This window comes from Cellulosimicrobium cellulans (assembly GCF_042723955.1).
GTDB lineage: Bacteria > Actinomycetota > Actinomycetes > Actinomycetales > Cellulomonadaceae > Cellulosimicrobium > Cellulosimicrobium cellulans_H.
In genome coordinates this window covers 41,477-65,666 of the sequence record NZ_JBHXIC010000004.1, presented here as the reverse complement: position 1 = coordinate 65,666, position 24,190 = coordinate 41,477, and the positions used below count along the sequence as shown (strand labels likewise).

Annotated in this window: 17 protein-coding genes; 3 read left to right on the top strand and 14 right to left on the bottom strand. The window is 72.0% G+C overall.

All coding sequences use genetic code 11. The features are described 5' to 3' along the window. The first annotated feature begins 18 nt into the window (after positions 1–18). A complete protein-coding gene (locus ACFWH7_RS02245) occupies positions 19–996 on the top strand; it encodes a hypothetical protein (protein WP_378214807.1) in 978 nt (325 codons plus the stop codon). Between the two features lie 184 nt (positions 997–1,180). On the opposite strand, the gene ACFWH7_RS02240 is transcribed toward ACFWH7_RS02245, so the two are convergent. The 3 genes from ACFWH7_RS02240 to fdxA form a co-directional block, all read right to left on the bottom strand. Further along, on the bottom strand, positions 1,181–2,479 hold the full coding sequence (locus ACFWH7_RS02240; protein ID WP_087471542.1) for a citrate synthase: 1,299 nt from the start codon (positions 2,477–2,479) through the stop codon (positions 1,181–1,183). A gap of 126 nt (positions 2,480–2,605) precedes the next feature. Further along, positions 2,606–3,736 carry a succinyldiaminopimelate transaminase gene (gene dapC, locus ACFWH7_RS02235; protein WP_378214806.1) on the bottom strand — a complete coding sequence of 377 codons (1,131 nt, stop codon included), beginning with the start codon at positions 3,734–3,736 and terminating at the stop codon, positions 2,606–2,608. A 19-nt stretch (positions 3,737–3,755) separates the two neighbouring features. After that, positions 3,756–4,073, bottom strand: coding sequence for a ferredoxin (gene fdxA / locus ACFWH7_RS02230; RefSeq protein WP_024841122.1), 318 nt, complete (start codon positions 4,071–4,073; stop codon positions 3,756–3,758). Between the two features lie 164 nt (positions 4,074–4,237). Between fdxA and ACFWH7_RS02225 the strand changes: the two genes are divergently transcribed. Next, a complete protein-coding gene (locus ACFWH7_RS02225; protein ID WP_378214849.1) occupies positions 4,238–4,522 on the top strand; it encodes a putative acetyltransferase in 285 nt (94 codons plus the stop codon). 20 nt (positions 4,523–4,542) lie between these two features. Here ACFWH7_RS02225 and ACFWH7_RS02220 read toward each other — a convergent pair whose 3' ends face one another. The 11 genes from ACFWH7_RS02220 to ACFWH7_RS02170 form a co-directional block, all read right to left on the bottom strand. Next, positions 4,543–5,538 carry a prephenate dehydrogenase gene (locus ACFWH7_RS02220; RefSeq protein ID WP_378214805.1) on the bottom strand — a complete coding sequence of 332 codons (996 nt, stop codon included), beginning with the start codon at positions 5,536–5,538 and terminating at the stop codon, positions 4,543–4,545. After that, positions 5,535–6,497: a prephenate dehydratase gene (locus ACFWH7_RS02215; RefSeq protein WP_378214804.1), complete on the bottom strand. Its 963-nt coding sequence runs from the start codon at positions 6,495–6,497 to the stop codon at positions 5,535–5,537. The genes ACFWH7_RS02220 and ACFWH7_RS02215 overlap by 4 nt, the downstream gene beginning before the upstream one ends. Beyond that, positions 6,494–7,399 (bottom strand): hypothetical protein, encoded by a 906-nt coding sequence (locus ACFWH7_RS02210; RefSeq protein ID WP_378214803.1) that lies wholly within the window; start codon positions 7,397–7,399, stop codon positions 6,494–6,496. The genes ACFWH7_RS02215 and ACFWH7_RS02210 overlap by 4 nt, the downstream gene beginning before the upstream one ends. A 31-nt stretch (positions 7,400–7,430) precedes the next feature. Next, positions 7,431–10,283, bottom strand: a complete 2,853-nt coding sequence (locus tag ACFWH7_RS02205) for a VanW family protein (RefSeq protein WP_378214802.1) — start codon at positions 10,281–10,283, stop codon at positions 7,431–7,433. Positions 10,284–10,519: 236 nt separating this feature from the next. Next, positions 10,520–13,234: a LamG-like jellyroll fold domain-containing protein gene (locus tag ACFWH7_RS02200; protein ID WP_378214801.1), complete on the bottom strand. Its 2,715-nt coding sequence runs from the start codon at positions 13,232–13,234 to the stop codon at positions 10,520–10,522. A gap of 400 nt (positions 13,235–13,634) precedes the next feature. Beyond that, entirely contained in the window at positions 13,635–15,689 is a 2,055-nt protein-coding gene (locus ACFWH7_RS02195) for a glycoside hydrolase family 31 protein (RefSeq protein ID WP_378214800.1), read from the bottom strand. Positions 15,690–15,725: 36 nt separating this feature from the next. Next, the gene (locus tag ACFWH7_RS02190; protein ID WP_378214799.1) at positions 15,726–17,693 is read right to left on the bottom strand and encodes a glycoside hydrolase family 127 protein; all 1,968 of its coding nucleotides are present in this window, start codon (positions 17,691–17,693) and stop codon (positions 15,726–15,728) included. 83 nt (positions 17,694–17,776) lie between these two features. Then, positions 17,777–18,595 (bottom strand): carbohydrate ABC transporter permease, encoded by an 819-nt coding sequence (locus ACFWH7_RS02185; RefSeq protein ID WP_378214798.1) that lies wholly within the window; start codon positions 18,593–18,595, stop codon positions 17,777–17,779. Beyond that, positions 18,592–19,572 (bottom strand): carbohydrate ABC transporter permease, encoded by a 981-nt coding sequence (locus tag ACFWH7_RS02180; protein WP_378214797.1) that lies wholly within the window; start codon positions 19,570–19,572, stop codon positions 18,592–18,594. Before ACFWH7_RS02180 ends, ACFWH7_RS02185 begins: the two co-directional genes overlap by 4 nt. 61 nt (positions 19,573–19,633) lie before the next feature. Beyond that, a complete protein-coding gene (locus tag ACFWH7_RS02175; RefSeq protein WP_378214796.1) occupies positions 19,634–20,899 on the bottom strand; it encodes a sugar ABC transporter substrate-binding protein in 1,266 nt (421 codons plus the stop codon). A gap of 83 nt (positions 20,900–20,982) precedes the next feature. Continuing rightward, entirely contained in the window at positions 20,983–22,014 is a 1,032-nt protein-coding gene (locus tag ACFWH7_RS02170) for a LacI family DNA-binding transcriptional regulator (protein ID WP_378214795.1), read from the bottom strand. Positions 22,015–22,878: 864 nt separating this feature from the next. Between ACFWH7_RS02170 and ACFWH7_RS02165 the strand changes: the two genes are divergently transcribed. Further along, positions 22,879–24,190, top strand: a 1,312-nt coding sequence (locus tag ACFWH7_RS02165) for a discoidin domain-containing protein (protein WP_378214794.1), incomplete at its 3' end; no start/stop codon positions are given.

Below are 24,190 nucleotides of genomic sequence, written 5' to 3'. Positions count from 1 at the left end.
AGCACGACGGCGTCCCGCATGACCACGACCCGAGCCTCCCGCCCCCGGGACCTGCCGGACGTCGGTCGTGCGCGCCCCCGGCGCCGCCCGCTCCGCACCGTCGTCACCCTCCTCACGGTGGCCGCGGTCGGGGTGGGCGGCGTCGTCGTCGCGCTCAACCGGCTCGACGACGAGACGCCCGTGGCCGAGCGGTGCGCCGCGACCGCCGACGGGCGCACCTGGTACCTCTCCGTCACCCAGGCGGACAACGCCGCGCTCGTCGCGGGCACGGCCGTGCGCCGCGGGCTCCCGGCCCGCGCCGCGACGATCGGGCTCGCGACCGCGCTCCAGGAGTCCCGGCTCGTCAACATCGACTACGGCGACCGCGACTCCGTCGGCCTGTTCCAGCAGCGCCCGTCCCAGGGCTGGGGCAGCGTCGAGCAGATCATGGACCCCGTGTACTCGGCCAACGCGTTCTACGACGTGCTCGAGACCGTCGAGGGGTACGAAGGCATGGAGGTCACCGTCGCCGCGCAGACCGTCCAGCGGTCCGCCTTCCCCGACGCGTACGCGCAGCACGAGCCCCGCTCGCGCGCCTGGGCCTCCGCGCTGACCGGGTGGTCCCCCGCGTCGCTCACGTGCGACCTCGCCCCCGTGGCCGCGACCGAGGTCCCCGCCGACGGCGACCCCGCACAGCCGTTCCAGGACCGCCTGGTCCGCGACCTCGGCGACGGGGCCCAGGTGTCCCCTCTCGACGGCGGAGACGGGAGCACCGTGCAGCTCGACGCCTCGGGCCTGCCCGCCGCGGGCGAGGACGGCGGGCCCGACCGCGCCGGGTGGGCCGTGGCCCAGTGGGCCGTCGCCACCGCGGACGCGACGAACGTCGTCGCCGTCGAGGTCGGCGACCGCCGCTGGTCCCGCGAGGACTCGACGTGGAGCCCGCTCGACCCCGACGAGCTCGCCCCGCTCGACCCGGGCCTCCTCCGCGTCCACGTCGCCGTCCCCGACGAGCCCTGACGACGGCCGGATCGCTCCGCTCGACCGCCGTCGTCGCCCTGGTCGCGGCACGCGGGGCCGGAAGACGGAACCCGCGGCCCCCCCCCCCCGGGGCGCGCCCCGGGGGCGCGCCCCCGCCCACCCCCCCCCGCCCCCGCCGCCCCCGGGGGGGGGGGCCGCGACGCGGCGTCCGGAGGAGCGGGTGTCAGCGGTCGGAGACCGGGACGTAGTCGCGCTCGGTCTCGCCGACGTAGACCTGGCGCGGGCGGCCGATCTTGGTCTGCGGGTCCTTCATCATCTCGCGCCACTGCGCGATCCAGCCGGGCATCCGGCCGAGCGCGAAGAGCGGCGTGAACATCGCGGGAGAGAAGCCCATGGCCTTGTAGATGAGGCCCGTGTAGAAGTCGACGTTCGGGTAGAGCTTGCGCTCGATGAAGTAGTCGTCGTTGAGCGCGATCTCCTCGAGGCCCATGGCGATGTCGAGGAGCTGGTCCTTCTTGCCGAGGGTCGAGAGCACCGCGTCGGCGGACTTCTTGACGATGGCCGCGCGCGGGTCGTAGTTCTTGTAGACCCGGTGGCCGAAGCCCATGAGGCGGACGCCGTCCTCCTTGTTCTTGACCTTCTTCATGAAGGTGTCGACGTCGTACTCGGCGCCCGCGATCTTGTCGAGCATCGTCAGGACGGACTCGTTGGCGCCACCGTGCAGCGGGCCGGAGAGCGCGTTGACGCCCGCCGCGACGGAGGCGTAGAGGTTGGCGTGCGACGAGCCGACGACGCGGACGGTCGACGTCGAGCAGTTCTGCTCGTGGTCGGCGTGCAGGATGAGCAGCTTGTCGAGCGCGTCGACGACGACCGGGTCGGCCTCGTACTGCTGGTACGGGGTCGCGAACGTCATGCGCAGGAAGTCGTCGACGTAGCCGCGCGAGTAGTCGGGGTAGAGCAGCGGCTCGCCGACGCGGCGACGGTGCAGGTAGGACGTGATGGTGCGCGTCTTGGCGAGGAGCAGGACCGTGGCGAGCTCGACCGTCTCGTCGTCGAACGGGTCGAGCGACTCCGGGTAGAACGTCGACAGCGCGTTGATCGCGGAGGAGAGCACGGCCATCGGGTGCGCGTTCCGCGGGAACGTCCCCATGAAGGTGCGGAAGTCCTCGTGCACGAGGGTGTGGCGGTTCACGCGCTCGACGAACGCCTCGAGCGTCGGGGTGTCGGGGAGCTCGCCGTGGATGAGCAGGTAGGCCACCTCGAGGAAGCTCGACTGCTCGGCGAGCTGCTCGATGGGGTACCCGCGGTACCGCAGGATGCCGGCGTCGCCGTCGATGTAGGTGATGCTCGACTCGCACGACGCGGTGTTCATGAAGCCCGGGTCGACGGTCACGAGGCCGGTCGACTTGAGCAAGGAGGACACGACGATGCCGTCGTTGCCGTCGGTCGCCGCGACCACGGGCAGGTCCTGCGCCTGGTCGTCGACGAGGAGGCGGACCTTCGCCTGCTGAGTGGTGGTCATGGTTCCCTTCCTGCTGCTGCTCGCGCCGTTGCCGCGCGGTCGACCGTACCCCGCTTCACCCGCACGTGACCAATCCTGAACCGTCACGAGAACACCACACCTCTGTGAGGCAGGTCACGTCAGCGATCAGGCTCCGGAGAGTCGAGCCGCGGCCTCGTGGACGCGCTCGTCGGTCGCCGTGAGCGCGACCCTCACGTGCCCCGCGCCTTCCGGTCCGTAGAACGCGCCGGGCCCTACCAGTATGCCGAGGTCGGTGAGGTCGGACACGGTCCGCCAGCAGTCGCCGCCGTCGTCCCCCGCCGGTCGTGACCACAGGTAGAGGCCCGCCTCGGAGTGGTCGATTTGGAGCCCGGCGTCGCCGAGCGCCGCGACGAGCACCTCGCGCCGGCGCGCGTACACCTCGCGCTGCGCGGCGACGTGGGTGTCGTCGGACAGCGCCGCGACCATCGCCGCCTGCACGGGCGCGGGCACGATCATGCCGAGGTGCTTGCGCGTCGCGAGCAGGTCGGCGACGAGAGCCGGGTCGCCGGCGACGAACGCGGCCCGGTAGCCGGCCATGCTCGACTGCTTCGAGAGCGAGTAGGTGACGAGCAGACCCTCGTGCGACCCGCCCGAGACGACCGGGTCGAGCAGGCTCGGCACGCCCTGCGACGTGGAGGGCTCGGCCCACGCGAGCTCCGCGTAGCACTCGTCGCTCGCGACGACCGCGCCGATCTCGCGCGCCGCGGCGACGACGCGCGCGAGGTGTGCGGCGTCGAGCACGCGCCCGGTCGGGTTGCTCGGGGAGTTCACCCAGACGAGCCGGACGTCGGGCCGCCCCGCCCACTCGTCGACGTCGTCCGTAGCGAGCGGCGTCGCACCCGCGAGGCGCGCGCCGACGTCGTACGTGGGGTACGCGGTCCGGGGGTGCACGACGACGTCCCCGGGCCCGAGACGCAGGAGCGCGGGCAGGAGCCCGACGAGCTCCTTGCTGCCGACCGTGGGCAGCACCGCGTCCGGGTCGAGGCCGGGCACGCCGCGGCGCCGCGCGAACCAGGCGGCGACCGCCTCGCGCAGCGCCGGGGTGCCGTGCGTCGTCGGGTAACCGTGCGCGTCGGACGCCGCGGCGAGCGCGTCGCGCACGACAGCCGGCGTCGGGTCGACGGGCGTCCCGATCGAGAGGTCGACGACGCCGCGCGGGTGCGCGCGGGCGCGCTCCGCGTACGGGGTCAGGGTGTCCCAGGGATAGGCGAGACCGGAGAGGTCGGCGAGTCCCACGTGCGGCGGTGCTGTGTGCTCAGGCCTGCGGCGGCAGGGCGGCGATCATCGGGTCGTCCTTCTCGATGAGACCCATCTTCGCAGCGCCGCCGGGCGAGCCGAGGTCGTCGAAGAACTCGACGTTGGCGCGGTAGTAGTCGCTCCACTCCGTCGGGACGTCGTCCTCGTAGTAGATGGCCTCGACCGGGCAGACCGGCTCGCACGCACCGCAGTCGACGCACTCGTCGGGGTGGATGTAGAGCGACCGCTTGCCCTCGTAGATGCAGTCGACAGGACACTCCTCGATGCACGCCTTGTCCTTGACGTCCACGCACGGCTGGGCGATCACGTAAGTCACGACCGAGTACCTTTCTGGATTCGTCCGGACCCCGACCCGGCGAGGGGCGAGGTCACGACAGGGAGACGCAGGACTAGTATCGCTCAGGTCGGGCGGTGCCCGACCCTCACTGACCAGCCCGTGGACGAACGTCACAGACCGGAGGAGCGCCTGCCGTGCCCGACATGCCCTGGACCGCGTGGGCCCCGGGCACCCGGGTGGTCGTCCGTCGTCGCCTCACCGCCGACGAGGCGGCCGCCGCCGGCAAGCCCCTCACCGACGTCATCGGCATCGTCGTGCGGACCACGCCGACCGAGCTCGTGCTGCGCGAGGACGCGGGCGGGAGCGCCGCCCCGCCGCACCGCGGCCACGGCGTGCACGACGACGTCCCGCCCCTCGTCGTCGTCCCGCTCGACGCGATCGTGGCCGGCAAGCCCGTCCCGCCGCGCCCACCACGTCGGCCCGCCTGACCCGGCGGTCCGGGCCGGCCTCAGGCGACGACGACCGCGTCGTCCTCGACGCCCACGACGACGGCCCCACGGGCCCCCGCCGCGGTGACCTCCGCGCGCCAGGCCCCCGCGTCGTCGAGGACGACGCGCAGCAGCTCCCCGGTCCCCGGCGCGTCGGCCGGGCCGCGCACCGGCTCGGGCCGGTCGAAGAACTCCCCGACGGGCGCGTTCGACTCGAGCGCGGCGACGAGCTGTTCGAGGTCGCGCACGACCACGCGCAGCGCGGACGCCACCCAGGCGGCGTTGTCGGTGACCATCGCCTCGGTGCGCCGGGGGTCGGTGCGCCCCACCCTCGTCGCGTCCCGGAAGCTGCCTGCCGCCAGCCCGCGCGCGACGTCGCGCACCGGAGCGTCCGCGACGACGCCGAGGAGCTCGGTGGCGAGGACGTGCGGGACGTGGCTGACGAGCGCCGTCGACTCGTCGTGGACGTCGTCGGTGAGGACGTGCACCGTCCCGCCGAGCGGTCCGGTCACGAGCCGCAGCACCGTGACGAACGCCTCGCGGCGCGTCGACCCGTCGACCGTGACCGCCCACCGCGCGCCGTCGAGCATCCGCGGGTCGGACGCCTCGAACCCCGAGTGCTCGGTGCCGGCCATGGGGTGCGCCCCGACGTAGCGCGCGTCGAGACCCGCCGACCGGACGGCGTCGCGCACCGCGCCCTTCACGCTGCCGACGTCGGTGACGACGGTCGCGCCGCGTACGTGCCGCGCGACCTCGGTCGCGGCCGCCCGCATGGCCCGCAGCGGGACCGCGAGCACGAGGACGTCGGGCTCCGCCGCGCACACGTCGGCCACGTCGCCCACGACCCGCAGGCCGGCGGCGCGTGCGGCGGCGCGCGTGGAGGCGGTCGCGTCGTGGGCGGTCACCTCGACGCCCTGCTCGTGCAGGAGCCGCGCGACCGAGCCGCCGACGAGCCCGAGCCCGACGACCCCGACCCGCAGCTCCGTACCCGCCGTCGGCACGGCGTCGGCCGTCACCACAGCAGCCCCGCCGCGAGCGCGGCCGGGTCCGCCGAGGAGTCGACGCTGCCCACCGGGACGTGCGCGACGTCCACGTCGGAGTGCACGGACTCGTCCAGCTCGCCGCGTGCGGGCACGACCCCGAGGGTCTTGAGCGAGTCGCCCGCCCGGACCAGGTCGTCGAGCACGGCACGGACCGGGGCGTCCCAGGGGGCGCCGTCGACCGTCAGGACGAACACGTACGTGCCGGCGACCGCCTTGAGCGGGCGCGTGATGAGGCTCGACAGGTTGACGCCGCGCTCTCCGAAGGACCGCGTGATGCGGGCGAGCACGCCGGGCCCGGTGACGACGGGTGTCACCGCGAGCATCGTGCGCCACGGGCCGTCGCCCCGGGCGCGTGCCGCCCCCAGGGCCGCGGTCGCCTCCGCCCGCGGCGCGAGGACGAGGAACCGGGTCCGGGCGCCGGCGAAGTCCTCGACGGCGCGCTCGAACGTCTCGAGGCCGTAGAGCTCGCCGCAGATCGTCGGCCCCAGCGCGACCTGGTGCGGACCGGCGTCCCGGCACGCCGCCGCGTTCGACGACGCGGCGAGCGGGGCGAGGCCGGTCCGGCGGACGAAATCCTGGCACTGCGCGAGACCGTGCGGGTGGGCGGTGACCTCTGTCAGCTCGCCGTGGCCGGGCCGCACGAACGCGTCGAACGAGATGTCGAGCACGACCTCGTCGACCGCGACGACCGTCGCGCTCAAGACGATCGCGTCGAGCGACGGCACCACGTAGCCCTCGACCGTGTTCTCGATCGCGACGACCCCGCGCGCGAGCTCTCCGGCGGCGACCCCGGCGAACACGTCCGCCACCGTCGTGCGCGCGGCGAGGGGGACGGACCGGCCGGCCTGGCCGTCCGCGTGGTCGGACCACCACACGGCCGCCGCCTGGTGCGTGAACGAGCCCTCCGGGCCGAGGTAGCCGACGACGCTCACGCGTGCACGGGGTCCGGCACCGACGCCCAGCGCGGCGCGAGCGCGTCCGGGCCGGGCACGAACTCCTGCCCGGGCAGGACTGCCAGCAGGCGGTGCGCGACGCCCCGCTCCGCGAAGCCCGCGAGGAGAGCGTCGAGCGTCCCCGCGTCGGGGCAGGAGAACGCGCAGAAGAAGATGTGGGGTCCGGCCTGGGAGCGGTGGCTGCGCAGGTGCTGGAGGTCGATGCCTGCCTGGGCGACGAGCGCGAGCGTCTCCTGGAGCGAGCCGCGGTGGTCGTCCCGCGGCCCGAACGCGAGCCAGACCTGGGCGACGCCCTCGGCCCGCGGTACGGCGTCCCGGCTCTCCAGGAGCCCGTACCAGACGGGCGCGCCGTCGCCGAGGACCTCGCTCCCGGCGAGCTCGGCGTACCCGAGCGCGGCGAGCGGTCCCGCGACGACGGAGCGCTCGACGACGAGGCTGCCGTCGGGGCCGGCGAGCGCGATGCGCTCCTCGAGGCTCGTCCGCGTCGGGACGAGGGACGGGCTCACGCCCATCGTGCGCAGCACGTGACGGCGGTCGCGCATGCCCGCCTCGTCGACGACGACGTGCCCCGTCAGGTCCCGCGCGGCGCCCGAGCGCCCGACCCAGACCCACTGCGCCGGCACGGCCGACGCCCCCGTGAGCACGAGCGAGGGCGGCGCGGCGAGCAGCGCCCGCTCCAGCTCGTGCGACGGCTGCGCCGGGTGCCCCAGGTGCACGACGGCGGACAGGCCGTCGATGCTCGCGACGGTCGACAGCGTGGCGGTCGTCGACCCGAGGTCGAGCAGCGCGTCCGCCTCGGCGGGGTCGCCCTCGACCCAGCCGGCCGCCGTGGCCGCGAGCAGCGCCTGCGCGCCCGACTCCCGTTCGCTCCGTCCGAGCATGGGACCTCCGTGTGTGTGGTGGACCGGTCGTCTACTCGCAGACGACCGCGTTGTCCGGCTTGTACGTCCACCGGTAGGACTCGTCCTTGACGAGCTCGCCCTCGCGGTAGACCTTGCGATAGTTGGTGATGGAGAAGCCCGGGCTGCCCGCGGGCGTGGGAGCGCAGTCGGCGCCGGAGTGCGTGACCGTCGTCGGCTGGACCACGTTCGACTTGCCGCTCGACGACGTCTCCACGTCGTAGTACTTGGTGCTCCAGATCGCGACGTGCAGCTCGCCCCCGCCGACCCAGGACTGCATGAGGACGCCGTACGGGGTGTCGTTCTTGAACTTCATGTCGATCGACCCGACGAAGATCGTCGCCTCGCGCCCCGCGGGGTAGCGCTCGAACCAGTAGCTGTGCGGTCGGTGCTCGACGTCCTCGAGGCCGGCGAAGAACCCGGCGTTGTACGTGGTCGTCGCCATCTGCGACAGACCGCCGCCGACGCCCTCCGTGTGGCGCCCGCTCTCGACGATGCCCGCCGCGAAGTAGCCGCCCTCGAGCGTGATGGGCGACAGCGTGTCGACGAGCGAGAACGTCTCGCCCGGCTTCACGAGGGTCCCCGTCACCTTCTCCGCGCCGCGGCGCAGGTTCGCGGTGCGGACCGGGACGTTGGGCACGGGCGTGGAGAACTCCGAGACCTTCTCCTTGATCCCGAGCGCCTCGAGCGCGGCGACCGACTGCTCGGGGTCGGACTCGACGAGCTCGACGGCCGCGGTCCGCTCGTCGCCCGACGCCGCCGTCGTGACGGCCGTCGAGATGGCCGCCGGGTCGATCGTCGTGCCGGGCTCCCCGCCCTCGATCACCGGCGCGCCGTCCTGGAAGACGAAGTGCGCGTCGTCCGCGGCGGTGAGCAGGTCGTTCGTCCGGTCGACCACCGAGTCCACGAGCATCGCGCCGTCGAAGGTGAGCGTGAGCACGCCGTCGGTCGCCGGGAACGACGCGGCGGCCGCGAGCGCCTCCGGCGGGAGCTCGGGGTTCTGGCCTCCCACCGACACGACGACGGGCGCGGACACCACCTTCTCCGCCTGGGCGAGCGCGGCGTCCGTCTCCTCCTGCGTGATCGCGGGCTCCACGGGCTCGGTCGGGAGCGTCACCGGCCCGTCCGTGACGAGCCAGCTCCCCGTGATGGCCGCCGGGACCTCGTCCGTGACGAGCGCCGAGCCGTCGGCGGCCGGGGTGCTCGTCGGGGCGCCGTCCACGAACTGGACCGTGCCGTCGACGGGAACGATCTCGAGGCTCCCGCGCAGCGCCTCGACCTGGGCGTCGAGCGCCGCGTCGTCGACGGCGACCACGGGAGCCTCGTCCTCGCCACCGAAGAGGTGCTGCCACAGGCGGGCCGGGCTCATCGAGAAGGCCGTGAGCTCCTCGGCGGTGGCCTCGGCGTCGAACGTCAGGCCTGCGGCCGCCGGGTCGAGCGTCGTGCTCGCCTCGCCCGCGGTGAGCGTGACCGGTTCGGCCGCGCGCGGGCCGAGCTCGGACTCGAGCCGTTCCTGCGCCGCCGTCCGGGTGAGCCCCCCGACGTCCACGCCGGCGACGCTCGTCCCGCTCGGCACCTTGTCCGAGAAGAACCACTGCGCGCCGGTGTAGAGGCCGCCGAGGACGAGGACGCCGATACCCGTCCACATCAGCCCGCGCACCCAGCCGCGTCGGGGGGTGTCCTCCTCGAAACCGTCGAAGGGCGACGTCTGCCGGGACTCGTCGGGCGGGACCGGGCCGAACGCGCTTCCCAGGCCTGCCGCCGGTGCGGTCGCGGGCGTCGCGCCCGGGGTCGCCGTCGGGTCCGCCGCGGGGGCCGTGGCCGGAGCACCCGGCCGGACGGAGGTCCGGACGACCGGGGCAGGCCGGGACCACGGGTCGACGGGCGGGATGACCTGGGTGGCGTCCGCGGCAGGCGTGGGGGTCGGGTCCGCGGCAGTCGTCGGGTCCGTGGCGGCGGGGTCCGGTCCGGCGGCGGACGGCGCGGGTGCCCGCGGCGGCACCACGGGCACGACGGCGGTCCGCTCGGTCTCGGGCTCCTCCACCGCGGGCACCACGGCGGTCTGCTCGGCCGGGGGCTCGTCCGCCGCGGCGTCCGTACCGTCCGAGGAGGTCGCGACCTGCGCCTCCGTCCCGGACGACGGGACGAGCACGGCCGGGACGCTGGGGTCGAACGCGAAGACGCGGGGCACGTAGGGCTCGTCCTCGCCGTCGTCCTCCTCGCTCGGGGACGACGGCGGGTCGACCGTCCCGGCGGGCGCGGCCGCCGGCGGCTCGGTCTCCGCCACGGGGGGCGGGGTGGAGGGCCGCGCGTCGGGCGCGGGTGCCGCGACCGGGACGTCGTCCGTCGCGACGTCTCCCGCCTCCGACGCGGCCGCGTCCTGCGCGGAGCCGACCTCGGTCCCGACGGCCGTCCCGGCCGGAGCGTCCGTGGGCTCGCTGGGCGGCGCCGGTGCCTGCACCGCGTCGTCGGGAGCGTCGCCCGCCTCGGTCGGGGATTCGTCGGGCGCCTGCGCGCCCGGGACGGCGTCGGCCTGCGGCGCGACGCTCGCCGAGTCCTCCGGCAGGTCCGGCTGGGCCTCGACCACCTCGATGACCGCCGTCTCGTCCAGATCGACGGCGGCGCCGTCGCGCTCCTGCGGGGCGTCGGGCTCGACTGGGCTCGCGGGCTCGACCGCGGCGCCGTCGCCGGTCGCCGCGGGCCCGACCGCCACGCCGTCGCCGGCCGGGGTGTCCTGGTCGACCGACGTCGCGGGCTCGACCACCTCGTCCTCGTCGCGCGGCGCCTCCTGGTCCGCCGGCGTCACGGGCTCGGGGACCTGGTCCGCAGCGGCGACCTCACCGGCGCGCGGTGCGTCGTCGTCCACCGCGGGTGCGGACTCGGCCGGGACACCGGCCTCGTCGGCGCCGGGCTGCTCGGAGACGTCGACCGTCCCGGGCGCCGCGGCGCTCTCCTCGACGGGGGCGGGCTCGGGGCGGGGGCCGGGGGGGCCCGGCCCGGGGGGGGGCGGGGGGGGGCCGGCCGCGCCCCCGCGGGGGGCCGGGCCCCCCCCCCCCCGTCACGCAAGGCCATTCCTGTCAGTACGCAGGATGCGACTGATGGTTAGCCGCAGGTGGGTGCCTCGTAGTGCGCCTCGAGAGTCGAGGCGCGCCCGTCAGCGGCGGTCACTGTGGCTGACGCGATGCCTGCTTCGGAGGTGCCGCGCACCGCGAACGACTGGTAGGCGTTCTTCCCTGGGCCGACCGCGACGACGGTCTTCTCGCCGTAGGGCGTGGAGAGCGTGATGTCGAGCGGTACCTCATCCAGGTTGGTCGCGCGGACCGCGAGGTAGGGGTTGCCTGCGAGGCATCGCGGCTGGGCGGTGACGTCGATGGCGAGATCGCCGGCGTTGTCAGCAGGCGTGAGTGTCCAGAACCGGTCGGCGGTGGCTTCGTCGGTCGAGGTCGTCGTGCCACCTGCACCGCCACCGACGGTGATGGTGCCGTTCTTCCCGTTGCCCGACGAGTCGACGGCGGTCTTGCCCTCGGCCTCGTCGAAGGCGTAGTTCAGAACGTCCCCCTGGGCGGGCTGGCCTGAGGCGAGCGTCGAGATCTCCTGGGATGTCAGGGCTTTGCCGTAGATCGCGAAGTCGTCGATCGCTCCGTCGAACGCCGGGTCGCTGCTGTACTGCGACTTTCCGAGGTAGTTCCGGTTGGTGGTATCGCCGAGCTCGGACGGCTTCGTCGTGATCTGACCCGTGGCCACGGCCTGACCGTTGATGTACATGGTCCCGGTGGTGCCTGCGACGGTGATCGCGACGTGCGACCACTGGTCGAGGGCGAAGTTCTGGCCGCTGTAGCTGAGCCGTTGCTCAGCGCCCGAGCCGTTGGCGGTGATCGCGAATCGGGGGCCGTTGCCAGCACTGACGGTGAGGAACATGCTCTTGGTCGAGTTTCCTCCGAGGTCGAACACGCGAGACCAGGTCGTGAGTGCAGCGGGCTTGATCCAGGTCGAGATGGACCAGTCGCCGTTGAGGCCTGAGAGGGTTGCGTTGGGCAGGGTCACGTAGGAAGCGCTGTGGCAGAAGTCGATCGCCGTGCCGATCTTGCCGGGCTGACGCTCGCCGTCGGCGCGGCAGTTGGAGGTCGGTGCGCCATCGGTCCACTGGATCACGGGCGCGCCGGGCTCCGTGCTCATGTCTCGCACGCCGAGGGTGAGGCCGGTGCCGTAGTTGGCGAGGCGCACACGCCCGTCCGGGTCGGGTACGAGCTGCCACAGGTGGCTCTCTGCGCCGGTGTCGTCCTGCACGACAGCGGGTGCGCCGTTCTCCGTGGATGCACTCTGCACCCCGAGCGCGAGCCCGCTGGCGTCGTTGACGATCTTGTACAGACCCGAGCCCGCCTCTTCGACGCGCCACACCTGCGTCGCGCCGTCCGACGCCTCCGCTTGGACGACGGGCGTGTCTGCCGTGGTCGAACCGTCGGCGGTGTCGAGCACGAGCTCGCTGTTGCGGTTCGTGAGGGTGTACGTACCGGCGAGGCTCTGCGTCTCCGCGGCCGAGGTGACGACCACGTGGTAGCCGTAGTTCGGGTTCATGACGACGGGGACGGTGATCGAACCGTCGTCACCCACTTCGTACGTCGTCTCCGAGATGGTGATCGGTCCCGGGGTCGGCGTGGTCCTGCCGTAGGACGGCGTGGTCTCGAGCTTGACGTTCACGGAGTCGCCGAGCGCCAGCTCGTCGAGACCGTTGACGACGATCGACGTCGGACCGCTGTTGCCTCCGGCGATGATCTTGACCTCGTCCTGCGCGTCGTTGACCGACGCGGCGCCGTCCAGCGGGCTCTCGTTGGACGGCGGGGTGGTGGTGACCATCTGGCCTTCCATGTCCGCGTACCAGGTGTAGAGCCAGTAGGCGCCGTTCGGTGCCCCGCCACGTGAGACGAGCAGATCGCCCAGCGTCCCGGACTGGTTCCAGAACGCGAGCTCGGCTCGCTGGATCCCGTAGCGCTCGAACTTGGCGATATAGCCGACGAGCGGTCCCGGCAGACCGACCTCCTGCGGCGAGGCGTACTCCGCGATGTCGATGGGCAGGTCGGGCAGGCCGAGCTCGTCGAGCATGGCGCGCACCGCCTCGACGTCACCCTTCGTCTTGGATGAGCGGATGAGCTCGTGCCACTCGAGCACGTCGGGGACGGTGTTCGTCTCCTTCGCAAACTCCAGGAACTCGCGCATCCGAGTGATGTTGTCGGAGAAGCTCGGGCCCTGGATCGGGACGTCCGGCCCGATCTCCTCGCGGAGCACGTCGTAGGTGAACTTCCAGGCGTCCAGGAAGTCGCCGTTCTCTGCCGCGCGCCAGGTGATGTCGGGCTCGTTGAAGGGCGCGTACGCGACGACGTTCGTGGCACCCGATGCCTCGACGTCGGCGACGACGTCGCGGATGACGTCCTCCCAGCCCTTGCGGTCGGCGGTGGTCTCCCAGCTGAACTGGTAGGGCCATCCGGGGTAGTAGTCGATGATGCGCACGACGACGTCGGCGTCGTGCCGCGCGGCTGTGCGCCAGACCTTCGCGGTGTCGCCGGTCGGCTGCTGGCGCCCGTTCGGCGGCATCTGCATGAAGGTGTTGGGCTTGATGGGCGCGATGAGGTCGTCCGAGGGGACGCCCTCGTCGGCGATGCCGTAGAGCGATCCGGTCGCGACGTACGAGACGTCGCGGAACGGTTGGTCTGCCTCCACGACGAGCGTGGAAGCAGGGCCAGGGGCTGCGGTCGCGGACGGTGCCGCGAGGCCCAGGCCGCCCGCCGTCATGGCGAGGGGAGCGACGAGCGCTGCTGCCACGGCTGCTGCCGTGCGGCGCCTTGGTGCTGAGGTGGCTCTTGTGGTTGACACGGTTGTCCTCCGTCTTCGGTGGTGGAGCGCATCGCCTCGAGCGGCTCGCTCGAGGCCCGGTGCATCGTTGCTCCGGCTTGCTGCGCCGTGTTCCGTCGTTCGACCCATGGCGTGACCGTGGGTCTCTCTTGTGCTTGCACTCGCTGCGATGCGGGTGCTCGTGCTCACCGCCGTCCGCGGTGGTCAGGGCCAGGAGCGCTTGGATCCGGCTGCGGCTCGACCCGCCGACGATGAGCTTCTTGTGGGGGCTGTACCTCCTTACCTCCTCTCTCTGTCCTGTCTGCGAGTCCCAGGCAGATCGAACCGGTTCGACGGCGATCGTCGGACCATCGTCGTCGTGCCGGCCGTTTCAGTGGGCGTAGCGGCTCCGAGTGCGCCCCACGAGGTGTCCCAGGGCTCCGTCACGCAAGAACACGGGCACGACGTCGAGGGGTGCGTCGACGCGGACGATTTGTCCGCCGTCGTGCACCACACCGGAGGCCATGTCCGTCCACTGCGCCCCGGCGGGAAGCCACACGTCGCGCTCGCGCGCGCCTGGGGTCAGGACGGGCGCGACGAGGGCGTCGGGGCCGAGGAGGAACTGATCGTCGACGTCCCAGCTGCCTGCGTCGTCGGGGAACTCGTGGAAAAGTCCGCGCATGACCGGCTGGCCGTCGGTGTGCGCAGAGCGCATGATGTCGCGCAGGTACGGGCGCAGCGCCTCACGCAGGTGGACGTAGCGTTCGAGAACCCGGTAGACGTCCTCGCCAAAGCTCCACAGCTCGTTGGGCCCCCCGGAGCGTAGTCGCGGCGACCCGTCTGCCGCGACGACGTCCCTGTACGGCAGCCGGTCGCCGTGCATGCGCATCACCGGGCTGAACGCTCCGACTTGGAACCATCGAACGAGGAGCTCGTGGAACGCCGGGTCGGTTGCGTCGCCGTGGTGGAATCCGCCGATGTCGGTCGTGAACCATGGGATGCCTGCGACGCCCATATGGATGCCGGCGGTGACCTGGCGGGCAAGGTCCTCCCAGGTCGAGCTGATGTCACCCGACCACACGAGCGCGCCATAGCGCTGGCTGCCCGCCCATGCGCAGCGCACGAGGTTGACCACCTCGCTCTCGCCGTCCGCCCGCTGCCCGTCCCAGAACGCGCGCGCGTAGAGCTGTGGGTAGAGGTTCCCGACCCGCACGTTCGGGCCGAGGTGGTAGCGGTAGGCATCGAAGTCGTACGCCCCGTACTCGGGCTCGGCTTCATCGAGCCAGAACGTCCGAATCCCGTATGCCCCGTAGTTCCGCCGGCACGTCTCCCACAGCCACTGCCGCGCCTCAGGGTTGGTCACGTCGAGGAACGCGCTCGGTCCCTGGAACGCCATCTGCACGTCCAGCCCTCGCTCTGCCCGTACCAGCAGGTTCTCGCGTCGCAGGTGGGAGTAGTTCTCCGACTCGAGCGAGACCTGCGGCCAGACCGAGACCATGAGTTCGACCCCGAGCTCTCGCAGCTCGTCGACCATCGCCGCCGGGTCCGGCCAGAACTCTCCCTCGAACCGGTAGTCGCCCATGCGCGGCCAGTGGAAGAAGTCCGCGACGATCACGTCGAGCGGCAGACCGCGCCGCCGGTGCTCGCGCGCGACCTCGAGGAGCTCCTCCTGGCTCGCGTACCGGAGCTTGCACTGCCAGAACCCCAGTCCCCGCTCCGGCATCATCGGTGCGTGTCCTGTCGCGTCAGCGTAGGCGGAGGCGATCTGCGCGGGCGAGTCGCCGGCCACGACCCAGTAGTCGAGTTGTCGCGTGGACTCCGCGTACCACTCGGTGCGATTGCGTGCGAAGGTCGCGCGCCCTATCGCCGGGTCGTTCCACAGGAATCCGTATCCTGCGCTCGAGAGCACGAACGGCACGCTCGCCTGAGAGTTGCGGTGCGCGAGCTCGAACGTGGAGCCCTTCAGGTCGAGCACGTGCTGCTGGTACTGGCCCATGCCGTAGAGCTTCTCCGCGGGGTCGGCTTCGAACGACGCGGTGAGCTCGAGATCCCCGCCGAGGCGCGGACGGAAACGGCGGGCCTGGAGGTCGAGCGAGCCGCCCCGGCCATGCTCGCGCAGCAGCAGACGTCCCCGCGCGTCGTAGAAGGAGACCTCGCACGTGGAACGTTCGTGTCCGACCGGCTCGTGGAACCACGTTGTCGCGCGTAGCTCGACCCGCAGAGTGCCGTTGCAGAGTGTCGCGCCGTCAGGCCGCAGTTCGATGCGGACGTCGGGCGAGGGGTCGGCCGGCAGGAGCGCGTGCTCGCTGTCGACGACGTCGCCCATGATGGTCGCCCGAACGCGCGCGCCGTTCGTGCCCCATGGGTCGACGACGAGGGTCTCCCCGCCCCCGCGCCACACGAGGCGGGCGCCCTCGACTCGAACCGGGCTATCGGGATGGTGCATGGTCACCGAGACTCCTCGGGCTAGTCCGGCACATGGTCAGAAGGTGGGGATGAAGACGCGCATGGTCGACGGTCCGCGCTCGGCCCACCGGTGATAGGGAACGAGAGGCAAGATCAGCTCTTCGCGGGGTGCTGCGGCCGGCCATCTGTGCCGATAGGGCAACACGCGGCCTTCCGGTGCACGTGCCATGATCGATCCGCGCACCAGCGCGCCGTCCTCTTCGGGCTCTGCAGCTACTCCGGGATCGAGGCGCACGTCCTCGAGGGCCACGCCCTCGGGAAGGTCGACTGACTCCAGGCACAGTACGAGCGGGCCTCGTTCCACGGCGACCGTTCCGCGCAGGGCATCGATCCGCGGGTCCGGCCACGTGAACCGAGGCTCTACGGAGAGCTCGAGCGTGACGAGATCACCGGTGGCGATCCCGTGAAGGATCGCCCAACCGGGGGCGACGAGCCGCGCCGGCTCTCCGTTCCTCGAGATGGTCGCGCCGTGCGCCCAGGCTGGGATGCGGAGCTGCAAGGTGATGTCGCGAGCCGGTACATCGGTGATCTCGATGGTCACCGTTCCCGCGTGAGGGTACTGCGTCTCGACGCGAGCGAGGAGGCGTCCTCCCTGGGGAAGCCTGGCGTCGATGTCTGCTGACGCGTATTGGAGGATGCTGAGCTCGTCGCCCTCCACCGCGGCGGCGTAGGTGTGCCAGGAGGCCAGGGTGCGGGCGATGTTGGTCGGGCAGCAGGAGACGTCGAACCACGGCGCTCGGACGCCGCCTTCCGCACGAGGGTTCTCGGCGTCCTGCTCGACGCCTTGCCCGGGGACCCGGACTTGGAGCGGGTTGGCGTAGAAGAATGCGCGGCCGTCTGACCGGGGTGAGGTCGCGATGACGTTGTAGAACGTGCGTTCGATGAGGTCGACGTACCGGACATTGCCGGTCGCGAGGTAGAGGCGCCAGGACACCATGACGGACGCGACGCCGGCGCACGTCTCGCAGTAAGCCCGGTCGGCGGGCAGCTCCCAGTCGTCGCCGAAGCCCTCGTCCTGGTGCCGTGACCCCATACCTCCCGTGAGGTAGGTGCGACGCTCGACGGTCTGATCCCACTGCCCCGCGACCGCCTCGAGAAGCTGGGCGTCGCCCGTGTCGACGGCTACGTCGACGGCCCCAGCAGCGAGGTAGAGCGCACGTACGGCGTGCCCGCGCCATACGTCCGCGTCGCGTACGGGGACGTCATCCTGGAAGTAGGCGGGGCTGAGCAGCGGGATCGGAGTCAGCGTCCCGTGACCGCGCCGCGCGACGAACAGGCGTGCCTGCTCTGTGTAGCGCGGCTCGCCCAGGGCGCGGCCGAATTCGGCCAGCCCTACCTCGATCTCCGGGTGCCCGCAGATGCCCTGGCGTCCCTCTGGGCCGAACTCGCGGCACACCTGGTCCGCGGCGCGGCGCGCGATCTGGACAAGAAGGTCCTCGCCCGCAGTCCGCACACGCGCGACCGCTGCCTGCAGGAGGTGCCCGACGCAGTAGAGCTCGTGCCCTCGCTCGAGATCGCTCCAGCGTTCGGGTCTGCCTGGGTGGCCATAGCAGGTGTTGAGGTAGCCGTCCTCATCCTGAGCCGCCGCGACGCGCTCGACGAGGCTGTCGTACGCGGTGGCGAGGGCCGGCTCGCCCGTGCGAGCGAGCTCCCACGCCATCGCCTCCAGGATCTTGTAGACCTCGGAGTCGGAGAACTGCCAGCCTGGGCGTTTCTCGCCCGTCCTGCCCTGCGCGACGGCATCGAAGTTGGCCAGCCACCCGAGCCGGTCCATCCAGGTCAGGCAATGATTGATGGTGGCCCACCCGTTCGTCACCTGGAGCTTGCCCCAGAACCCCCCGGTGAGCCGGACCTCACCCATGCCCAGGCCGCGGCGCCCTGGCGAGGACGTCGCGACAGGGCTTGCCAGCTCCGGTCCGGGCACGGGATCGAAGCCGGTGCCAGACGGCGCGAAGCCTGCCACGATGGTCGATCGTTCGGTCACGAGGTGTCCTTCGTTAGAAACGCCGCGAGGGGTGCGGCGACTGGTTCACGCCCGGGCCGACCCGGGCATCCTGTGCTGGCTTCTCAGTCCTTCACGGCGCCGGCTGTGACCCCGGCAGCGACGTAGCGTTGCGCCAGGACGAGCAAGACAGCCGCGGGGACGGACGCGACGACGGCGGTAGCCATGATCGCGTTCCACTGCGTCGTGTTGTTCCCGATGTAGTTGTAGATCCCGAGCGTGATGGGGATGAGGTCCCCGTTGCGGTTGAGCGTGGAGGCGAAGATGAAGTCCGACCACGCCCACAGGAACGCGAACAACGAGACGGTCACGGTGGAGTTGCGGCTTACCGGCAGCACGATCGACACGAACGTGCGCCATGCCCCCGCGCCGTCGACACGCGCGGCCTGGAGCAGCTCGCGCGGGATGCCGGACATGAACGCGGTGTACAGCAGCACGCCGAACGGCACTGCGATGGTCGAGTCCGCGATGATCAGCCCGCCCACGGTGTTCAGCAGGCCGAGGCGCACGTAGATCGCGTAGAAGCCCATGGCCATGACGACGGCGGGGATCATCTGGGCGACGAGGAGCAGGAAGTTCAGCGTCCTGCGGCCCCGCAGGTTGAGCAGCGCGAGTGCGTAGCCGGCCGGCGCGGCGATGAGCACCGTGAGCACCACGCACCCGAGGCCGACGAGCAGGCTGGTGCCGAGCGCGGGAAGCTGCTGGGCGAAGACCGCCTGGTAGCCGACGAAGGTCGGCTCCCAGGGGAACCAGTGCGGCGGGTCGGCGCGCAGGTCCTTGGTCTGCGTGAGCGAGACGTTCACCATCCAGTAGACGGGGAACAGCATGAGCGCGGTGAAGACGACGCCGAGCGCGGTCTTCCACCAGGGGCGGGTGGTGGTCATGACGCCTCCTGACGGCGCTGGAGCTGCAGGTGCAGGAACCCGAAGACGAGCGCGACGAGGATGAGGATGTTGCCGACCGCCGCCGCGGGCGAGAAGTCGGGCTGACCGGTGCCGAACGCCTCGCGGTAGGACCAGACGGCGAACGTGGTCGAGGCGTCGCCCGGACCGCCCGTCGTCATGATCCAGATGACGTCGACGACCTTGAGCGTGTAGATGAGCCCAAGCAGGATCGTGATCGCGGAGACGGGACGCAGCAGCGGGAGCGTGATGCTGCGGAACTGCCGCCAGGCGCCGGCGCCGTCCAGCGACGCCGCCTCGTAGACCTCGCCGGGGATGTTCTGCAGACCGGAGTACAGGATCACCAGGTTGAACGGGATGCCGAGCCAGATGTTCGCGATCGTCACGGCGATGAGCGCCGTGTCCGGCGACGTGAGCCAGTTGATCTGCCCGACCCCGAAGGCGCCGAGCACCGAGTTCACGATGCCGTTGTCGCTGTTGAGCATCCATGCCCAGGTGGACGACGACACGATGAGCGGCAGGAGCCACGGCACGAGGAACAAGGCCCGCAGGATGCCGGAGAGCCGGAAGCTCGACCGGAAGAACACCGCGAGCGCGAGGCCGATGGCGAACTGGAAGACGATCGAGACGACCGTGAAGTACACCGTGTTCCACAGGGCCGTGGGGAAGGTCGACGACGCGAAGACGTCGGCGAAGTTGTCGAGCCCCACGAACTCCGGGTTCCCCTGGACGAACGCACGGATGGTGTAGTCGTGCAGGCTGAGGTCGATGTTCCGCCACAGCGGGTACGCGTAGAAGAGCACCAGGTAGGCCAGGAGCGGTGCGGCGAACCCGAGGGCTGCCCACTGGCTGGCGTTCGGTCCCCGCCGGCGGCGCGGCCCCGTGGGGGCGGCGGGCGTGGTGCCCGCTGCCCCCCCGGTGCCCGCGCGCGTCCCGACGGCGGTCGGGAGGGTGGTCATGATCGTCCTTCGTCCGGGTTGTGATCGTTCACATGCGACGTCCGTCGCGTGCGTGCGGGGGTCAGCTCGTCGCGGCCTCGGCATCGGACTGGGCCGTGGAGAGCGCGTCCTGCGGCGTCGCGGCGCCCGACAGGGCGTTCTGGACCGCGGTCCACAGCGCCTCGGAGATCTTCGGGTAGTCGGTGCCGAGGTTGTCGCTCGTGCGGCCCTTGGCGCTACGGACGGCCTCGACCCAGGTCTCGAGCTCCGGCTTCTCCGCGAGGAGCTGCTCCTGTCCCGCCTCGGTCGGCGGGACGTAGTACGCGAAGGTGTTGGCCGTCTCGACGAACCCCTCGGGCGTCGTCATGCACTCGACGATCTGCCGGGTGACGTCGTAACGGGAGTCGTCCTTCTGCACCGGGGCCACGATGAACTCGCCACCCGTCGGGGCCGGGGCCACGCCGCCGTCCTTCGCGGGGAGCTGGATCACGCCGGTCTCGAAGTCGGCCTCGGCCGCGCTGTTGACCTGCCAGGTGCCGTTCTCCGCGAACGCGAAGTCCCCCGTGAGGAACTCCTCCCAGACGGTGTTCTGCGAGTTCTGGATGACCGAGTTCGGCGCGTAGCCGGCGTCGAGCCAGTCCTTCCACAGCGTGAGCGCCTCGACCGCCTCGGGCGAGTCGAGCTGGGTGAGGTCGGCGCCCGCGCCCCAGAACCACGGCAGGAACTGGAACGAGCCCTCCTCCGTGCCGATGCCCGCGAACGTGATGCCCTTGTGACCGGCCCCGGTCACGGCCTGGAGCGCGGCGGTGAGCGACGCCCAGTCGGTGATCGTGCTCGGGTCCACGCCGGCCTCGTCGAGGACCGCCTTGTTGTAGTAGAGCGCCAGCGTGTTGGCGCCGATCGGGATGCCGTACGCGTCGCCGTCGAGCACGCCCGCCGCGAGGAGGTTCTCGTCGACGTCGGACGTGTCGAGGCCGAGCTCCTCGGTCGTCGTGAGCATGCCGGTGTCGGCGAGCGTCGAGACGGCCGGGTTGTCGAGCAGGATCACGTCCGGGGACGTGCCCTCCTGCGCGGATAGGAGCGCCTGGTTGGTGAGCGCCGTCGTGTCGTAGGCCGTGCGCTGGATCGTGACTCCGGCGTCCTCACCGCACTGCTGGACTCGCGCCTCCCAGTCGGACGACTTGTCGTGCTGCGGGTACGGGTCCCACCACGTGTAGGTGGTGCTGCTGCCCGTCGTCTCGCCACCGGCGCCGCTGCCGGACGAGCAAGCCCCGACGAGCGCCAGGGTGACTGTGGTGAGGACAGCGGTCCCCGCGAGGGCGACCGGCTTGCGCCGCGTGTGGTGCATCTCGAGTTCCTCCTTGAACGATGGCGGCCGACGGCGTCGGCGACCTGGTCTCGGGCCGTGCTCGGCACGGACCGCCGGTGGGGCTAGGCCCCGGTGCGTCGAGGCGGCGCCCCCGTGCTGCCGCGGTCGACGAGCTCGGGCGTCACGAACCGCGTCACGTGCGGCTCGTCGCCCCCGACCTCCCCCTCGATGCGCCGCACGAGCTGGCGCACGGCCATCCGGCCGAGGCGGTCGGGCGCGGACTCGACCGAGGAGAAGGGCAGGGAGAACGTGCGGGCAAACTCGTCCGAGTAGCGCCCGACGACGGACAGGTCCCGCGGGGCCGACAGGCCGCGGTCATGCAGGACCGTGGGGAGGGCGGCGGCCGCCGCCTCGTTGTTGACAAGCAGACCGGTCGCACCGGGGTGCGCGTCGAGCAGCGCGTGCAGCGCACGGCCGACGTCCGGCTGGCTCGAGGGGCCGAAGGCCGCGTGCAGCATGATCCCGCGCGCCCGCGCGGCCTCGAGTGCGGCGTTCTGCAGGCGCCAGACGTAGGCACCGCCGCGCTCGACCACGTGCTCGGGCTGCGACACGAGGACGAGCTCGCGGTGCCCGAGCCGGTGGAGGTGCTCGACCATGAGCCGGCCCGCCTCCTCGAAGTCGAGGTCGAACACGTCGACCCCCGAGCAGTCGGCGGGCAGCCCGACCAGCGCGCCCGGCTGGGGCGCCGCGCGCAGGATCGGGAGACGCTCGTCGTCCTCGGCAACGTTGAGGAGGACCACGCCGTCGACCATGCGCGAGTCCGTCATCCGCCGCAGGGCGCGCGTGCCGTCCGCGTCGGTCGCGAGCAGGATGTCGTAGCCGTGCTCGCGCGCGGTGTTCGACACCCCGAGCATGTACTGCAGCATCGCGGGCGCGAACTCGTCCTCGAGGAACTGGGCGAGCAGCCCGATGACCATCGTGCGCGTGGTCGCGAGCGCGCGGGCACCCGCGTTCGGGGTGTACCCGAGCGTCCGGACCGCGTCCTCGACGCGCCGGCGCACGTCCGCCGAGATCGCCCTCTTCCCCGAGAGCGCGTACGACGCCGTGCTGCGTGAGACACCCGCGACCCGGGCGACGTCTCCAATGGTGGCCACAATGCCTCCTTCTAGCGAACCGGTTCGACAGTAGCGCTCGAGGGTGGCTAAAACAAGCCACAACCACTTAACCGTCGATGGAGTCCAGAATCGAACCGATTCGACGCGATCAGAAGTGTCGCAGCAGGGCGGACGGACTTGTCAGCGTGCGGACTCGCGGTGACGAGGCGCCCGCGACGGAGGGTCCCGGAGCCTGGACGACGTCGACGCCGGCGAGTGCTGGCGCTGCGCGAGCTTGATGAACCCTGCGCATGACGACGACCACGGGGTGAACACCGACACCTTCCTCGCCATCAGCACCTGACCCCACCCGCGGGATCGCCCGACCGCTACGCCACCACCGCGGACTTGACCGCGAACCGTGCGCCGCGCGCGGAGCCTCAAGGACGGCCGACGCGTCGATGACCAACTGCCCGCCCGCCGTCGCACCCCGAGGAACCGTGGATGCCGGCGTCCCGGGAAACGGTGCGACCGTCCGGTAACGACGAGCCATCCGCGCCCGCATCTCCCCCCCGACACCCGAACCGTCCGGAACCAACTCTGGTTCGCCGAGAGAGAGCCGTGCCCCCCTCCCCCGATGACGGTTTCTCCGCGACGAACCGGGCGCATCGGGTGGCTGCGGCATCTCTTGACGCCCCCTTCATCCGGCAGTAGCGTTCTTGCGTGTTGATGCAAGAAAACAACACTCCGTTGTGCGGTGCGGCACAGCGGGTCTGCAATTCTCGAAGGTACTGACCCGAGCCACCCGGCCACGCCCGGACGTGCGCCGTGGCCCGTCCTCCGACCCGGGCATCCGGTCCGGTGCGGGGTCGCGCTCGGCGCGGCCTGACGCCCGTCGACGACGACGGGAGATCGAGGACATCGATGAGACATCGACCCAGCACGTCGAACCGCACACCCGCCGGGGCGCCGCTGCGCCGGCTCCGCCTCCTCGCCGCGACGGCGGGAGCGGCGGCCCTGCTCGTCCCGCTCGGCCTGACGACCACCGCGACGGCGGCGCCCACGGTGCTGTCCGCCGGGAGGTCGACGGCGGCGAGCAGCAACAACTCGCCGTACCTGTCCGGCAACCTCACGGACGGCAACCAGGGCACCTACTGGGAGTCGACCAACAGCACGTTCCCGCAGTGGGCCCAGGTCGACCTCGGCGCGGCCGCCACGGTCGAGGACCTCGTGCTCAAGCTGCCCACGGGCTGGGAGACGCGCAGCCAGACCCTCAGCGTGCAGTCGAGCACCGACGGCTCGAGCTTCTCCACGATCAAGGCGTCGCAGGCGTACGCGTTCGACCCCGCGTCGGGGAACACCGTGACGATCGACGTCCCGGACACGTCCGCCCGCTACGTGCGCGTGCAGATCACCGCGAACACGGGTTGGCCCGCGGGCCAGCTCTCCGAGCTCGAGGTGCGCGGCACGGCCGGCAGCACCGACCCGGGAGGCCCCGGCGACCCGGAGCCTCCGACCGGCACCAACCTCGCGCTGAACAAGCCGATCGAGGGGTCGTCGACGGAGTGGCAGTTCGTGGCGAAGAACGCGAACGACGACAGCACGTCGACCTACTGGGAGGGCGCGGGCGGCCAGTACCCCAGCACGCTCACGGTGTCCCTGGACGCCGCGACGCAGCTCACGAACGTCGTCGTCAAGCTCCCGCCAGCGTCGGCGTGGGGCCCGCGCACCCAGACCTTCGAGGTCCAAGGTCGCGCGACCGCGACCGGCGCGTGGCAGACGCTCAAGCCGTCGGCGGGCTACCAGTTCTCCCCGACGTCGGGGAACACGGTGACGGTCCCCGTCACCGGCACGGCCAAGGACGTGCGCCTGAGGTTCACCGGCAACACCGGCTCCGGCAACGGCCAGGTCGCGGAGCTCCAGGTGTTCGGCACCGCCGCGCCCAACCCGGACCTCGTCGTCACGAGCGTCACCGCGACCCCCGCGTCGCCGCTGGAGTCGCAGGCGATCACGCTGTCGGCGGTCGTGAAGAACATCGGGACGCAGTCATCCGCCGCGACCGACGTCGCCTTCACGCTGAACGGCCAGACCGTCGCGACCAAGCCGGTCGGGGGGCGCGCGGCCGGCGCCCCGGCGCGCGCGGGCCCCCCCGCGCTCGCCGTCGGCGAGGAACGGTCCGGCGAGCTCGACGACGCCCGTGGCGCCGCCCGGCCTGTCCGCGAGCGTGGTGCGTGCG